Origin of the sequence: Sphingobacterium sp. DR205 (assembly GCF_011064245.1) — a bacterium.
Taxonomy (GTDB): Bacteria; Bacteroidota; Bacteroidia; order Sphingobacteriales; family Sphingobacteriaceae; genus Sphingobacterium; species Sphingobacterium athyrii.
Window position 1 is genome coordinate 2,790,448 of the sequence record NZ_CP049333.1, and the last position, 14,187, is coordinate 2,804,634.

At 41.5% G+C, this 14,187-nt stretch carries 16 protein-coding genes and 3 tRNA genes; 14 read left to right on the forward strand and 5 right to left on the reverse strand.

Going from position 1 to position 14,187, the window contains the following annotated elements:
- The first annotated feature begins 2 nt into the window (after positions 1 to 2).
- The 14 genes from traJ (at position 3) to G6053_RS11800 (ending at position 11,896) form a co-directional block, all read left to right on the forward strand.
- On the forward strand, positions 3 to 992 hold the full coding sequence (gene traJ / locus G6053_RS11735) for a conjugative transposon protein TraJ (protein WP_165306567.1): 990 nt from the start codon (positions 3 to 5) through the stop codon (positions 990 to 992).
- 95 nt (positions 993 to 1,087) lie between these two features.
- Positions 1,088 to 1,705, forward strand: a complete 618-nt coding sequence (traK, locus tag G6053_RS11740) for a conjugative transposon protein TraK (RefSeq protein ID WP_165306568.1) — start codon at positions 1,088 to 1,090, stop codon at positions 1,703 to 1,705.
- Between the two features lie 2 nt (positions 1,706 to 1,707).
- On the forward strand, positions 1,708 to 1,935 hold the full coding sequence (locus tag G6053_RS11745; protein ID WP_165306569.1) for a hypothetical protein: 228 nt from the start codon (positions 1,708 to 1,710) through the stop codon (positions 1,933 to 1,935).
- Positions 1,936 to 1,993: 58 nt separating this feature from the next.
- Positions 1,994 to 3,244: a conjugative transposon protein TraM gene (gene traM, locus G6053_RS11750; protein WP_165306570.1), complete on the forward strand. Its 1,251-nt coding sequence runs from the start codon at positions 1,994 to 1,996 to the stop codon at positions 3,242 to 3,244.
- A gap of 30 nt (positions 3,245 to 3,274) precedes the next feature.
- Entirely contained in the window at positions 3,275 to 4,108 is an 834-nt protein-coding gene (traN, locus tag G6053_RS11755; RefSeq protein ID WP_165306571.1) for a conjugative transposon protein TraN, read from the forward strand.
- A gap of 16 nt (positions 4,109 to 4,124) precedes the next feature.
- Complete coding sequence (locus G6053_RS11760; RefSeq protein ID WP_165306572.1) at positions 4,125 to 4,661, forward strand: hypothetical protein; 537 nt, start codon at positions 4,125 to 4,127, stop codon at positions 4,659 to 4,661.
- A 24-nt stretch (positions 4,662 to 4,685) separates the two neighbouring features.
- A complete protein-coding gene (locus tag G6053_RS11765; protein WP_165306573.1) occupies positions 4,686 to 5,519 on the forward strand; it encodes a hypothetical protein in 834 nt (277 codons plus the stop codon).
- 21 nt (positions 5,520 to 5,540) lie between these two features.
- On the forward strand, positions 5,541 to 5,807 hold the full coding sequence (locus G6053_RS11770; RefSeq protein ID WP_165306574.1) for a hypothetical protein: 267 nt from the start codon (positions 5,541 to 5,543) through the stop codon (positions 5,805 to 5,807).
- Between the two features lie 10 nt (positions 5,808 to 5,817).
- Positions 5,818 to 6,735, forward strand: a complete 918-nt coding sequence (locus G6053_RS11775; RefSeq protein ID WP_165306575.1) for a hypothetical protein — start codon at positions 5,818 to 5,820, stop codon at positions 6,733 to 6,735.
- A 37-nt stretch (positions 6,736 to 6,772) separates the two neighbouring features.
- Positions 6,773 to 7,588 (forward strand): DNA adenine methylase, encoded by an 816-nt coding sequence (locus G6053_RS11780; protein WP_165306576.1) that lies wholly within the window; start codon positions 6,773 to 6,775, stop codon positions 7,586 to 7,588.
- 25 nt (positions 7,589 to 7,613) lie between these two features.
- On the forward strand, positions 7,614 to 8,414 hold the full coding sequence (locus G6053_RS11785) for a DUF3560 domain-containing protein (protein ID WP_165306577.1): 801 nt from the start codon (positions 7,614 to 7,616) through the stop codon (positions 8,412 to 8,414).
- A gap of 32 nt (positions 8,415 to 8,446) precedes the next feature.
- Complete coding sequence (locus G6053_RS11790; protein WP_165306578.1) at positions 8,447 to 9,607, forward strand: hypothetical protein; 1,161 nt, start codon at positions 8,447 to 8,449, stop codon at positions 9,605 to 9,607.
- A gap of 51 nt (positions 9,608 to 9,658) precedes the next feature.
- Positions 9,659 to 9,964, forward strand: coding sequence for a hypothetical protein (locus G6053_RS11795; RefSeq protein WP_165306579.1), 306 nt, complete (start codon positions 9,659 to 9,661; stop codon positions 9,962 to 9,964).
- 321 nt (positions 9,965 to 10,285) lie between these two features.
- The gene (locus G6053_RS11800; RefSeq protein WP_165306580.1) at positions 10,286 to 11,896 is read left to right on the forward strand and encodes a recombinase family protein; all 1,611 of its coding nucleotides are present in this window, start codon (positions 10,286 to 10,288) and stop codon (positions 11,894 to 11,896) included.
- Here G6053_RS11800 and G6053_RS11805 read toward each other — a convergent pair.
- The 5 genes from G6053_RS11805 to G6053_RS11825 form a co-directional block, all read right to left on the reverse strand.
- Positions 11,862 to 11,946: transfer RNA gene (locus G6053_RS11805), tRNA-Leu, on the reverse strand. The genes G6053_RS11800 and G6053_RS11805 overlap by 35 nt on opposite strands.
- 5 nt (positions 11,947 to 11,951) lie before the next feature.
- Positions 11,952 to 12,024 (reverse strand) — tRNA-Gly (locus G6053_RS11810).
- 48 nt (positions 12,025 to 12,072) lie between these two features.
- A tRNA-Phe gene (locus G6053_RS11815) sits at positions 12,073 to 12,148 on the reverse strand.
- A gap of 177 nt (positions 12,149 to 12,325) precedes the next feature.
- On the reverse strand, positions 12,326 to 13,324 hold the full coding sequence (gene gap, locus G6053_RS11820; protein ID WP_108632017.1) for a type I glyceraldehyde-3-phosphate dehydrogenase: 999 nt from the start codon (positions 13,322 to 13,324) through the stop codon (positions 12,326 to 12,328).
- A gap of 4 nt (positions 13,325 to 13,328) precedes the next feature.
- Complete coding sequence (locus G6053_RS11825; RefSeq protein WP_104382338.1) at positions 13,329 to 14,180, reverse strand: hypothetical protein; 852 nt, start codon at positions 14,178 to 14,180, stop codon at positions 13,329 to 13,331.
- Between the last annotated feature and the right edge of the window lie 7 nt (positions 14,181 to 14,187).

Consider the following 14,187-nt stretch of genomic DNA (forward strand, 5'->3'; position numbering starts at 1 on the left):
CCATGAAAAATAAATTTTTGATTATAACTTTTGTATGCACACTTCTTTTGCCTAATTGGGTGCAAGCCCAGGTGCTGGGAGATGGAATATATAGTTTCAACACGATATTGGAAAAGCTTTTCGATGAGATGATGCCCTTATGCAAAGACCTCATCGACGTGGCTCGTGCAATCGCTGGCTTTGCCGCACTCTGGTATATTGGATTAAGGGTATGGAAGCATATCGCTGCCGCGGAAGCGATTGATTTCTTTCCTTTACTCCGGCCATTTGCGATAGGTATGGCCATTATGCTGTATCCATTTATCATTTCACTGATGATGGGCGTCCTTCGGCCTCTTGAAGTAGGTACTCGCCAAATGGCAAAGGACTCGCATAAAGCCATAGCAAAACATATTTTTCATCAGGAACAGGAAGCCATGAAAAGCGATCCAGGGGTGATCACAGATTCCGGTCCAGAGGATTTAGAAAAGTATGAGCAACCGGATGGGTCATCCGAAGACGGTTTTTTCTCGGGATTAAAATCCGTCTTTAGCAAATTTTCCATCAAGCATATGATCGGTACCATGATCAGTGAGATCCTAAATATACTTTACGCGGCCGCGAGCCTTTGTATCAATACTATCAGAACTTTTTACCTTATTGTATTGGCAATCATCGGACCCATCGTCTTTGGTCTATCGGTCTTCGACGGATTTCAGAATAGTCTGTCCAGCTGGTTTGCACGGTTTATCCATGTATTTATGTGGCTGCCGGTATCCAATATTTTCGGAGCTATATGCTCTAAAATACTGGAAAACATGATCAACATGGACCAGACTTTCATGAGTACATCAGCTTATCTCATATTTATGGTTATCGCTATTGTTGGTTATACCACGGTACCGAATGTCGCGGGCTATATTGTTCAGGCAGGAAGTAGAGACACCTTGCTACACAAAGTTAACAACTATGCAAAAACAGCCGCGACCGTAGCCGCCAAAGCACTTATTTAAAAACTAGGCAATTCAGAAAATTTCAAACAGGCGAAAACCTGTTGGGGACTCTTATTGCCTAAAAAATGTGACTTCGAGTTTAAAATTCAGTAAAAATGTTCAAACAGTTCAGCAATATAGAATCAGCATTCCGGCACGTAAAACTCTTTACTTACGTCGTGGTCGTTGCCAGTACAATACTTTGTGCTTTCACGGTCTATGAAAGCTACCGCATGGTCCGCAAAGCAGAAGAAAGAGTATATGTCCTGTCCAATGGTAAAGCTTTGGAGGCTATTGCGGGGGAAAGAAAAGATAACGTTGCCGTGGAAGCCAAAGATCACATCAAGATGTTTCACTATTACTTCTTTACCCTGGATCCGGATGATAAAGTTATTGAAAGTAATATGTCCAAAGCGCTATATCTGGCGGATGGTTCTGCTGCAAGCCAATACCGGGGTCTGAAAGAGAACGGTTATTATAATTCCATCATCAGCGGAAATGTGAGCCAGAATGTGGAAGCGGACAGCATCCAGATTGATTTCGAGCAATATCCTTTCCGGTTCAGGTATTTCGGCAAGCAAAAAATCATCAGGCCCACAGCGATACTTTCCAGGACACTCATCACTGAAGGAACGCTACGCAACGTCAGCCGGTCTGATAACAACTCCCATGGCTTCCTGGTAGAGCGCTGGCGCATTGTAGACAACAGGGATATTGAACTTCAAAACCGATAATTATGGGATTTTTCAGAAAAACCAGAAGGCCTAAGCTCAATCCATTAAAGGAAAAAGTAGCAAAATCAATTGCTCACAGGATTGTCGCCCTCCAGGTATCAGCAGCAAAAAAGCTCGCCCAATGGCAGTCTGAAGTTTCATTGAGGAACCGCAATTGCTTGCTATTGGTGGTCGGCACCCTTTGGTTGCTGTACTGTATCTACATACTTGTAGCTGCTATCCTGAGCTAAATATCCAATATGGAAAGGTTTCGTGCGACCTGATGAATAAAAAATAAAACAATCAAAAATGAAAAACATGACACAAAAACAATTGCGCTTTCGCAAATTGCTGCTGGTGCTGCCTCTTATCACCCTACCCTTTATAACGCTGGGATTTTGGGCCTTAGGCGGCGGAAGAAGCCAGCCGGAGCCTGAACAGAAACTGATCGGTATCAATACCACGCTACCCGATGCCCAGCTTAAAAATAAAAATGAGGACAAGTTGAGCCTTTATCAGAGCAACGGAGGCGATACGGCAATTAATGAACCCATAAAGACCGATACCATCGCCGCTTCCGGTAGCGTGTTTTCATGGAACGGTGATTGGAACAATGCCGGGGCTTCTGGGAGTAACCTAATGGGCCAGGATATGCAGCAGCAACGGCTTCAACAGCGCCTCGATGATCTCGAGCGGCTCATGCGGCAACCGCCCGCACCAGATTATTCTAGTCCCGGATTTTACAGAAACGAACCGGAAAGAGATTTCCAGTCATCTGCTGGGCTGCAACGTATCGAGCAAATGGTTAACAATGCGACCGGCGATAGCCAGCAGCCGGATGCAGAACTGGACCAGCTCAACGGTATGCTGGAACGTGTGCTCGACATCCAGCACCCGGAACGCTATCGCCAGCGGCTTAAGGACTATACCCTGGAAAAAAGAGGAAGAATTTTGCCTGTAGGTAAGGAAACAGAAATTCTTTCGGTTCCGGTTTCCGGCAATGCCTTATCGGCAGCTACTGCTCTTAACTTAACGAAGGTCCGGCAGACAGGCGCCTTTTTCGGCTTTGATGCAAGTACGGCGGGCGATAGTATCGATAGCAGGTCGATTACCGCCATTATAGCAGAAACCCAGACTGTCGTTTCCGGTTCGAGTCTTAAAATGCAACTGGCGGAAGAAATCTATATCGCCGGTTTCCAAATTCCGAAAGGAACCCCTATATACGGTTCGTGTATGCTTGAAGGGGAAAGGCTCATGGTTGCTATCACCGGTATCAGGTTGGGTAACCGCCATTTTCCAGTTGAGCTCAAAGTATATGGATTGGACGCCATGCCCGGCATCCGTATTCCCGGTGCAATTACCAGGGATGCAGCCAAAGATGGCGCGGACCGGGCGGTTCAAAGTATGCAGCTCATGAGCCTTGATCCCTCCATAGGCGCTCAGGCGGCTGGCGCCGGCATCGAGGCAGCCAAAAGCCTTTTTTCTAAGAAGGTAAAACTTATTAAAGCCACTGTAAATGCTGGTCTGCAGGTATTGCTGGTAGGTGGCGACGCGAATTAGTATAACATTTAATAAAAAATAAAAACAACAATGAAGAACTTAAAATTTGTTTTCGCTCTATTATTATCCATTTGTAGCCTGACAGCATTCTGTCAGCAAAAAGTTAGAGCGCTCGATATCGCGGGTTCTTACCCGCTTCAGATAAGCGCTCATAAAACTACAATGCTCATTTTCCCGGCACCGATAGAAGATGGAGACAGGGGAGATGGATCGATCTCTGCCGAACGCGTTGCCAAGGTAAGCAACCTGCTTAAAGTAAAAGCGGTAGATAGTACGATGCAGGAAAGTACACTGCATGTAGTTACCTCTGACGGGAAAATTTATTCCTTTAATGTCACCTATAGTCCGGCGCCATCTCAGCTGACTATTGATGTTTCAAAATTGCCGTACAGGACCAAGGCCAGCTTTAAAGGGGTTTCTCTTAATGAAAAAGAAATTGAAAGTTATGCAGCAACAATGCTGGGTGCTGCTCCCTTTATTACCGGTGTAAAGGCAAAAGCAAATGGCCTGAAAATAAAACTGGAATCCATTTATATAAAGGACGACGTGCTTTTCTTTCGCTATAACCTCTGCAATGATACTCATATCGGTTATAATGCCTATGAACCACGCTTTTCAATAAGGGACCGGTCCAGGGCTAAAAGGACTGCTATCCAGGATACTGAAATTGAGCCCATCTATATCCAATTCAAAGGCAAGCCTGAAGATGCAAATGGACAATCCATCGTCGTTGCTTTCGCGAAATTTACTATTGCCGAAAACAAGAACCTGGTAATGGCGCTTTCGGAATCAAATGGCGATAGGAATCTGAACTGTAAGTTATCTCAAAAGCAGTTATTAAAAGCGAAGGCATTTTCCTACTGATATCAATACCTGTATTATGGAATATACACTGGAAAAACAAGGAAACCCAAAAACACTGTTTAATGATTTCGGACAATGGAGCCGGCTGGAGGAATATTTTACAAAGCAGCTCAGCCAAAAAGATTTGCAGAGCCGTCGTTTTCGCAATATGAAGTTGCGGCAGTATAACCAGATGATAAGATTATACAGCGGAGTGGGCTTGACCCAGGATGAACAGGCGCTGATGACTGTAATGAAATTCCAACGCGGATCATTGGTTCGTTCCCTCTATCCGGGACTGCTGAGCCGGATATTCTACCTGGTTTCAAAAGGGGTGGACAACCTGCTTTTCTATAACAAAGAAATGGAAAGAGTAAAGATGGCAAGTGATCAGCGTATCATCAATACGAAAATCAGCATTCCGCAAAACCTGCAGGAAGGTAGCTTAAAACCACCTTCCTCCCAAAGTACTGCCGAGGAGCAAGCAAACAGCTTAAATCAAAAACGGTACGGGGCCGATCTTGGCTCCAGAAGTCAAAGTGAGCAACAACGTAACCATGGGCCATCCATGTAATTAAAAATTTAAAGGAACAATATTATGCAAGTAGAAAATTTTGAAGACTTAAAAACAAGCCTGGAAATCCGCGGCTTTGCCCCGTCTATTTTCCCGGAATTAGAACGGCAAATGCAAGAAGGCAAAATGGATTTTGTCCTCCATTACGCAGAGCGTTTGGATGAAGACAAAAGCATCCTTTGCCAGCTTTCCTTTGAGAAGCATGGAAGCGATGACCGTTATTTTTTTAACCGATGCCAGGCGACTCTGATGAAAGGAGAGGAGGTCATGTCACAGATATCGATAAGGCCTTCCTGGAAAATTAAGGTCGAGGAGGCAGCCAGGCTGATGGAGTATGGTCAGAACGTAGCCGTGTACAAGCAAAATATAATCGGTTACCGTCAGGTTGAAGAGGATCAACCCGCAGAGCAATTCAGATTCAATGCCTATATCTCACTTGATCCTGAAGGAAAAACAGACGACAAAGGAAACCTGTTGCTTAATACTTATCACGATAATTATTACGCAAAGCGGCCTTTTGATTTAATCAATCAATTGGAGAAGCCGGAGATCCATTTTGAAACGAAACAAAGATATGATTCTGTTGAAGCGCTTGCCAAGGATCTGCAACATGCCAACAAGATCGAGATCGTTATGGAACGCAATGGCGTCAAAGAAGAGGGTTTTCTGGGCATCAATGCCCGTCGCGGTAAAATCAACTTTATGGACGCTAATGGCATCAGCATTGAAACCTCGCCGGTAAAAAAAGAAAACCTGGATGCAAAGCAAACAGCTTATGTAAAAAAAAAGCCCTGGGTAAACCAGGGCCCACAGAAAGTGGCCTGGAAACCGAAACAGAATAAAGGTTTGTCAAGATAAAGATAGATAAACAGCGTAGTTATGACACCAGAACAAGTTGAAATTTACAGAAAAGCATCCGAGACCGGTGCTATATCAGACGAGATGAACCCGCTCTATCTTTTCAGCATTACCCATACGCATCTGCTCATCCGTATCCTAAGCGGTGAGCTGGATGCCAGGGTTTTGGCAGGCATGGAACTCAACCGCAGAAACCATGAATTAGGTAAAAATTTCCCGGCCGACGGTATAGAAAAGGAAACCGCGCAAAAGAAAACAGTTGGCAAAAGCAAAGGAAGAAACTTTTAAATGGTTTGATATGATAAGAGCAAAAGATTTTGAAACCATGGCGGATTACCTGAGCAAACTTGGCCTGCCATTTAAAGAGATCATTTCAAGGGAAAATATTAACGTCCATTCCGAGGAAATAAACCTCAATATAATGGATGGAAGCCATGATCAATCTGTGTATTACCGATTTTCTATACAAAGGGAAACCAATGGTGACTATATTTCCCATGATTACATGGCTAAAATGCTTGTCGTGCCCATTGAGCATGGCCATTATGCTGGAATCGATACCCTTGAATTGGAAAAAAAGATGAAGGACATAAAATGGGCACTTTATCCGATTTATAAAAAAGAGTCTCTGCTCCAATTTTTTGAGCAACTCGATCAGCTCCGTACCAGCGGCGATCCCACAGCCAATGACATTGCCGACAAGCTTGCATTGAAGTACTTTGCCAATACTGTATTAGAGGAAATCCTTCCATTACCGGACCGCTCGCCCTATGAGAAAATGATTGTTGTTCCCATTCATAATAACGGTAACGATATAGACATTGAACAGGCAGTCCTGTTACTGAAAGGAGGATCGCTGTTAAAGTACCACGGTAATGAAGAGTCAGGAGAGCTTTGCTGGGTTAAGGAAGAAAAAGGTTATTTGAAAGTATATCCCGATTTCGATGTCTCCGAAACAATAAAGCAGATGCCTTTTGTCAAGCAGCCGGATATTATCGAGTTATCTGAGATGCTTGCAGGGCTTGGAAAAGGAAAGCAATATGAAACATCCCTGATGATTAACAGCCGGATAGTTTCTGGCAGTATTTATGTCAAGCCAGAAGATAAAACTCTTGAATTCCGTAATGATAAGGGCAAAATTGTGAATTGGCAGTTGTGGACAAAATTGAATCAGAATAAAAAACCGGGCAAAGGCAAAAAAGGACCGGGATTGTAATAACAATTTTTAAATAAGTGAGAACGCATTAGTGAGCATGGAAAAAAACACACGACTAAGACCACCTTTAACCTATTATGGTGGTAAACAAACACTCGCCCCATGGATCATTTCGCTCATACCCGAGCATATCCTTTACTGTGAGCCCTTCTTGGGCGGCGGCGCGGTTTATTTTATGAAACCTCCTTCAGAAATAGAGGTTATCAACGATACCAATAAGGAGCTGATGAATTTTTACAGGGTGGCAAGTAAGAGATTCGATGAGTTGGCTGCATTGATAGAGCAAACCCTGCACAGTAGAGATGCACATCATTCTGCTATCGTTATTTATAATAACCCGGATCTTTTTGATGAGGTGAAACGGGCATGGGCCGTATGGACTTTATCTGCGCTGGGGTTCGCAGGTAAACTGGATGGTCCTTTCGGCTTTGATAAAACGCAGAATTCAACTTCAAAAAGAATCGCCGTAAAACGGCAAAGTTTCGATGATCGGTATTTGCAACGGCTGCGCAATGCCCAGATCGAATGTGCGGACGCACTGTATATCATTCAGAGCCGGGATCATAAGGATGCATTCTTTTACTGTGACCCACCTTATATCGGTTCCAATATGGGACACTATAAAGGTTACACGGAACAGGATTACGAATCTTTACTTAAAATGCTCGCCCGCATTAAAGGTAAGTTCCTACTATCTTCTTACCCGTCTGAAATTTTGGACCGGTTTATCAAGAAGTATAAATGGCAGGTACTGAAAAAGGAAATGCTCGTTACCGTAAATATAAAAGGGGGCAACCCGAAAAAAAAAGTAGAAATGTTGGTTGCTAATTATCCCATCGTGTTGCCTGGGTAGGAATTAAAAATAAAACGGAAAATATATGGAAAAGCCACCTCATTACTTAATAAACCTGGAAACCGGCAAAGTCAATATCTTCTCCGAAAAGCAGTTTTTCGAAATGCTTACCACGGAACAGAAAGATACGATTAGAAGATATTGCTTATGGAGTAGGACTCAAAATTGTTGGATATCAAAAGCAAAGAGTGAAAATGCTGGATATTTAAGACGTCAGCTCGATAGCATGGGCTTTATTTATAAGGAGGCTATCGGCGAAAAACTGAGTTTTGAACAGCAGATACAACGGGAAAAAGAAAAATCTGAATCAAGAGCTGATCGGGCATTAGCGAGGGCTGCTAAATCAGATGAGCGATCAGAGCAACTCTATGGTCAGGCCAAATCAATGGCTGGCCAGATCCCTTTAGGGCAACCGATTCTCGTTGGCCACCATAGTGAAAAAGCTGATCGGAATTTCAGGGATAGAATCCACAACAAATTTGGTAAAGCCTTCGAAGAAATGGATAAGGCCGATTTCTATAGAAAACAGGCAGAATGGGCGAGAAAAGAAGCTGATGGAAAAAAATACGAAGATCCATTTTACCTGGGAAACAGGATCAAAGAATGCGAACGCGATCTCAAGGTTTGTAATAGAAGATTAGAAGGTAAATTCTATGCTCACTCGAAACCAGAACCAGTCAGTGATAAAGAAAGGGTCTTTTATGAAGAGCGGCTGGGACATATCATAGAAAAACTGGATTTCTATAAGAAGTGCCTAAGCAAGATTCCTGGACAGATAACTCTAGAAAAGAAAACGAGAACGAATAGAAAAGGAAAGGGCCTATAGTTGTTATTTGTACAACATGGCCTGGAGGAATAATGATGAGTGAAGAAAACAAAGAAGAGAATTATTTAATACGGAACTTAGAAACGGGCTTCCTTGAAATCCATACTGGAAAAGAAGCATACTTTAAACTTCCTGCGCGACATAAGCGGTTACTGAAATATAAATTGCGATGGAGCAATCCTAGTAACTGCTGGATATCAAAATCTGACTTCGATCTGTGTAAAACCGTTATCGAACGGTTTACTAAAATCGGATTTAAGGATCAGGGTTTCAAAGGAAAAAGAATTCCCTTTGAAAAAAAGATCATGCAGCGGCTCAATAAAAATATTCTTATCGCGGCTAAGTATGATATTAAAGAAAAAAAATGCAGGGATAACCATGTCGTCCATCTACGCAGAGCTGAGAGAATCCGGCAAGTACTTAAAACAGAAACGGACCGCTTTAACAAGCTGGATCTGAAAGCCCGGATAAAGCTTGCCGAAGATAAAGCGGCTGTTGCACTGGATAAAGCGACTGATGCCGCTGCACAAGCACTGGAATTCAGGCAAAAGTCACTTGTCCTGGAATTAAACCTGAGCAACCCAAAATATCTAAAAAATCAGCTCTATCAGAAAAGTAGTAATCCTGTTTCGGTAAAGTATTCCGGAAAAATCAGTATAGAGGATTATTTGCCATTTACTGATAATATAGCGGCAGAGCGTTTACTGGTAGCCGGCAGATTCCGTACGTTTCAGGAGCAAACCCAGTTTTATAAAAACAGGCTCCGTATTATAGGTTCATCGTTGGATGACGGGCTAAGTACGTTTTATGGGAAACCTGTTTTCATGTCTAAAAGATGGGCAGAAGATGGTATTGGCAGAGTCGTAGGGCATCAGCAAGAGCAAGGAACTCTTGTTCTTAAACTCAATAATGGAAACTATATTGAGAAAGAACTTAACCGGCTAACTGTATTGGCGCCTACTCATGATATTTTAAATACGCTCTTGTCAAAAGACGGAACAATAAATGAATCTGCTAAAGCGGCGGGATTAAAAGCTCTGTCAATGATAAAAAAGGATAACCTGCTCGAAGCAATGCATCATATTCAAAAGGCCGGTCTTTCAAAACTATGTATGGTGACCTGTGATCAATATTTGGAACGACAAAAAGAATTAAAAAAGAGCCTAAAGCGTTCCCCTATACTTAAGCGATAGTGCAGCAGTAGCATTATTGACCTACTAACGTAAAACACAGAAGAAACATTTATGGCAGAAATTAAAAAACGGGTTTTGTCGTTCAGCAACGGTAAAACGATAAAATTATATGGCAATAGTGTTGCCATTGGAAAAAGTCTGGAGATCGCAGAAGCCTATGCGCCCAATATTTTCGGATTTACAGCACCAGTAGGTGATGACAAAGCAGGCGCTGTATTCAATCCGCATAAACTTAGCGCCGACGAATTGCAAGAGTTAGCAGATTTAAATATCCGCTTATGGATGGATTTTAAAGATTCCGTAAGAAAACATGGTATAAATAATACAAAGCTATTTAATAAAGAAGCAGTTTTATAAAAGCTGGGATCCAGTAAATTTTTTTATTAACAATGGCCCTAATGGGCCATTTTCCTTTAGGAGATTAAGACATGAGAAACGGAAATGTGAGAAGAAAAGGAAAAATTAAACCGTTAAGGAAGCACGACCTTACGACACAAGAGGTAAAATCCAGAGGCATATTTTCTAATCTTTCTGAGGATGAGGCTGCCGAGTTAATATCGGTTTTAAAGCGGTTTACAGAAATTGTTTTCAGACGGTATAATCTTCTGCTAAAGAGGAGGAGTTCCGAGGATTAATGGTTACCTTGGGATACAGTTATTTACTCCAAATCAGTGGTTTATGGAAAAATTATCTATATTTTTTAAATCCTTTGCAAAGGGTACAAAAAAAGGAAATTTCAGGAATAGCAAAAATTGCGTAATCTATACCCGTGTAAGCAGTAAAGACCAGGAAAAGAATCTTAGCCTCGATACACAATTAAAATATTGTAATAATTACGCGGAGCAGCACGGTCTTACAGTTTTGGCAAACTTTGGTGGTACCTATGAAAGTGCAATGACGGATGAAAGAAGGGAATTTTCTGCCATGATTTCCTTTGTTAAAAAATCAAAGGAAAAAGTATCATCAATACTGGTTGCAAGCCTGGAGCGATTTTCAAGAAATGACAATTCAATTTGGCTAAGCTCAGAGCTTAGAAAACTCGGTATAGAAATTATATCAGTTACCCAGCCCATCGATACATCAAATCCCTCCGGGCAAATGCAGCAAAAAATGTTGTTTTTATTTGGAGAATTTGATAATCAATTACGTAAGCAGAAATGTCGGGATGGAATCAAAGAAATGCTCTTGAAAGGAGAGTGGCCGTCAAAACCAGCATTGGGCTTTGATATAATAGGTAAGAAAAAAGAGCGACGGATAATAGTGAACGCTAAAGGGAAACTTATCCGACAGGCATTCCTCTGGAAAGCCAATCATGGATTAACCAGTGAAGCAATACGCGAAAGATTAGCGGAAAAAGGACTTCGTATAAGCCATCAGATGCTCTCTAAGATATTTCATAATCCATTTTACTGCGGACTGATCGTCCACAATTCCTTAGAAGGCCAAATTGTCGAAGGCAAACATGAAAAAATGATTTCACAGGAAGTGTTCCTTAAAGTAAATGGCTTACTGAGTCAAAATGCTCATGGATACACTGTAAATGAAGAAAACGAACACATACCTTTAAAACGATTTGTTTTATGTGAGAAATGCAATCAACCGCTTAGAGGATATTTGGTCAAAAAGAAAGGGCTCTATTACTATAAATGCAATACAAAGCACTGTTGCGTAAATAAAAGCGCCAGAGATTTAAATACACAGTTTGAATCCATTCTTAGCCATTTTAGCCTTTACCCACAGTCGGAGATGATGGAATTATTAAAAGAGCAAATGACAGCTACATTTAATCAACTGACAAAAGAATCTCAGGAAGATTACTATTTGCTGGAAAAGGAATACAAAACCTTAAAGGATAAAATTTATAGATTAGAGGAGCGGTTCATTGAAGAGGAAATCGATAAAGAGTTATATCAAAAATTTAATGCTAAATATAAAGTGGAGAAGAGTGAATTGGAAGCTAAACTGGAGAAAGCGTCAAACAAGGTGTCGAACCTCGATGAATGCATACAAGCAGCTATTGATTTTGCGGTGAATATGCCGTCCACGTGGGCTTCCAGCGATTATGTCACTAAGCAAAGTATTCAAAATTTGATATTTCCTGAGGGATTATACTATTCGAAGAATTCAGACAAATGTCGAACCAAGAGGATAAATTTTGTCTTTTTGTACCTTGCTTATTCTCAACAAGTTATTACAAAAAAGAAAAGAGGAATACCAGAATTAGATCTGGATTATTCCTCTTTTGCAACTTTAGTACCTAGGGCGGGAATCGAACCCGCACTCCCTTAACGGGAACAGGATTTTAAGTCCTGCGTGTCTACCAGTTCCACCACCTAGGCAGGTGAGCGAAAAACGAGATTCGAACTCGCGACCCCAACCTTGGCAAGGTTGTGCTCTACCAACTGAGCTATTTTCGCATGGAATTATTTTTCAAAGTAAGCTAGAACATCGCGTTCTGTTTCTTTTGGTGGTGCCAGCTGGATTCGAACCAGCGACACAAGGATTTTCAGTCCTTTGCTCTACCAACTGAGCTATGGCACCTTTTTCAATGGGAGACAATTGCCTTATTGATGCTGCAAATATAGAGGGATTATTTGAAATTCAAAAGGCAAAAGCGCTTTTTTTTGCGCTTAAACGCCAACCTGTTGATTCCTAAGCGGAAAAAATAAAGGGCTATTCGATCTGAATAGCCCTCCAATATTGTCTAGGTGGATCTTATTAAGATAATTTACCTACTTCTAATACTAAATCAACGATTTTGTTTGAATAACCCCACTCGTTATCATACCAAGATACAACTTTAACGAAGTTATCATTCAAAGAAATACCAGCTTTAGCATCGAAGATTGAAGTACGCGCATCACCCAAGAAGTCTGTTGAAACAACGTCATCCTCAGTGTAACCCAAGATACCCTTCAACTCACCTTCAGAAGCTTCTTTCATTGCAGCTTTGATCTCTTCGTAAGAAGCACCTTTGTTTAAACGTACTGTTAAGTCAACAACTGAAACGTCAGCAGTAGGAACACGTAGCGACATACCTGTCAGTTTACCTTTCAATTCAGGAAGAACTAGACCTACAGCCTTAGCAGCACCTGTAGAAGAAGGGATAATGTTTTGGTAAGCTCCACGGCCACCTCTCCAGTCTTTTACAGAAGGACCATCTACAGTTTTTTGTGTAGCTGTTACAGCATGTACAGTAGTCATCAAACCTTCAATGATACCGAATTTGTCATTCAATACCTTAGCGATAGGCGCCAAACAGTTTGTTGTACAAGAAGCATTCGAAACGATATGTTGATCAGCTTTTAATTCTTTGTGGTTTACACCCATTACGAATGTTGGTGTATCATCTTTTGCCGGAGCTGACATCACAACTTTTTTCGCACCTGCATCAATGTGTTTTTGCGCTAACTCTTGTGTCAGGAAGAAACCTGTAGATTCGATGATTACTTCAGCACCTACTTCATTCCATTTCAAGTTTGCCGGATCTTTTTCAGCAGTCACACGGATTGTTTTGCCATTCACGACCAAGTTACCGTCTTTCACCTCTACAGTACCGTCAAATTTACCGTGAGTTGAATCGTATTTCAACATATAAGCCATGTAATCCGGCTCAACTAAGTCATTGATACCAACAATTTCAATTTCTGGACGATTGATAGCAGCTCTGAATGCTAAACGACCAATACGGCCAAATCCGTTAATTCCAATTTTCATATTCTTAATTTTTATTGATATAATATTTAATTAAATTATGTATCGGCTCCTTGACCACGGTGCCAATACTGATATTAAATTCATCTGTCGCTACCTCCCGGAGGATATTTTCATAATTGAATGCCACCGAACCCGTAAAATTCACATCACTATCCGGATATTCCTTCATTAATGGCTTAATATAGGTTTTAATGAAAATACGTAATCCATTTTTGATCAACTGATTGATAAAGAGATGCTCTTTGTTTTCAAGTACAAAATCCGTAAATGAATTTAAGAAGTTAGTAGGTTGCGGTGCAATATACACCTTCTCCAAAATACTTTTCTTATCCAGGGTAAACTCTTTTTCCAATTTTTCTTTCAGATCGAGCGGGAGGGTGTCTGTCATATAGTGTTTCAGCAACTGCTGACTATTCCAGTTTGTCGCCCCTTCATCCGCGAGGATATAGCCCAAGCCATAGTTGTTCTCTATGATTTTCTTTCCGGTATAATAAGCCGCATTCGATCCGCTTCCAATAATGCCTACAATGCCTTTTTCATCCCCGAAAGTTGAAATAGCCGAAGCAATGACATCGTGGTCTACCTTGACCCTTGCGTTGACAAAGAAACGTTCAAAGACATTTTTGATTTTATCTTTGCGTTCCTTGGAGGAAGAACCGGCACCAAAAAAATAAATACGCTTAATTTTTTCAGCGTTATTGATCAGATTGGTGTTTCTATTTAAATGCTGTAGTATGGACCGTTCATCCTGAAGATAGGGGTTGATACCATTCATGCGAAATCCGGTGGTTATCCGGCCTTTGTCAGCCAACCGCCAGTCTGAGAATCGAGATCCACTGTATACTACTGCTATCATAGTCTGC

Bases quoted from the DNA above. Each gene is read 5' to 3' on its own strand.
- gap (WP_108632017.1), bottom strand. From the start codon at position 13,324: ATGAAAATTGGAATTAACGGATTTGGCCGTATTGGTCGTTTAGCATTC.
- G6053_RS11825 (WP_104382338.1), bottom strand. From the start codon at position 14,180: ATGATAGCAGTAGTATACAGTGGATCTCGATTCTCAGACTGGCGGTTG.
- traN (WP_165306571.1), top strand. From the start codon at position 3,275: ATGAAGAACTTAAAATTTGTTTTCGCTCTATTATTATCCATTTGTAGC.
- G6053_RS11775 (WP_165306575.1), top strand. From the start codon at position 5,818: ATGATAAGAGCAAAAGATTTTGAAACCATGGCGGATTACCTGAGCAAA.
- G6053_RS11795 (WP_165306579.1), top strand. From the start codon at position 9,659: ATGGCAGAAATTAAAAAACGGGTTTTGTCGTTCAGCAACGGTAAAACG.
- G6053_RS11765 (WP_165306573.1), top strand. From the start codon at position 4,686: ATGCAAGTAGAAAATTTTGAAGACTTAAAAACAAGCCTGGAAATCCGC.
- traK (WP_165306568.1), top strand. From the start codon at position 1,088: ATGTTCAAACAGTTCAGCAATATAGAATCAGCATTCCGGCACGTAAAA.
- traJ (WP_165306567.1), top strand. From the start codon at position 3: ATGAAAAATAAATTTTTGATTATAACTTTTGTATGCACACTTCTTTTG.
- G6053_RS11760 (WP_165306572.1), top strand. From the start codon at position 4,125: ATGGAATATACACTGGAAAAACAAGGAAACCCAAAAACACTGTTTAAT.
- G6053_RS11790 (WP_165306578.1), top strand. From the start codon at position 8,447: ATGATGAGTGAAGAAAACAAAGAAGAGAATTATTTAATACGGAACTTA.
- traM (WP_165306570.1), top strand. From the start codon at position 1,994: ATGAAAAACATGACACAAAAACAATTGCGCTTTCGCAAATTGCTGCTG.
- G6053_RS11770 (WP_165306574.1), top strand. From the start codon at position 5,541: ATGACACCAGAACAAGTTGAAATTTACAGAAAAGCATCCGAGACCGGT.
- G6053_RS11785 (WP_165306577.1), top strand. From the start codon at position 7,614: ATGGAAAAGCCACCTCATTACTTAATAAACCTGGAAACCGGCAAAGTC.
- G6053_RS11745 (WP_165306569.1), top strand. From the start codon at position 1,708: ATGGGATTTTTCAGAAAAACCAGAAGGCCTAAGCTCAATCCATTAAAG.
- G6053_RS11780 (WP_165306576.1), top strand. From the start codon at position 6,773: ATGGAAAAAAACACACGACTAAGACCACCTTTAACCTATTATGGTGGT.
- G6053_RS11800 (WP_165306580.1), top strand. From the start codon at position 10,286: ATGGAAAAATTATCTATATTTTTTAAATCCTTTGCAAAGGGTACAAAA.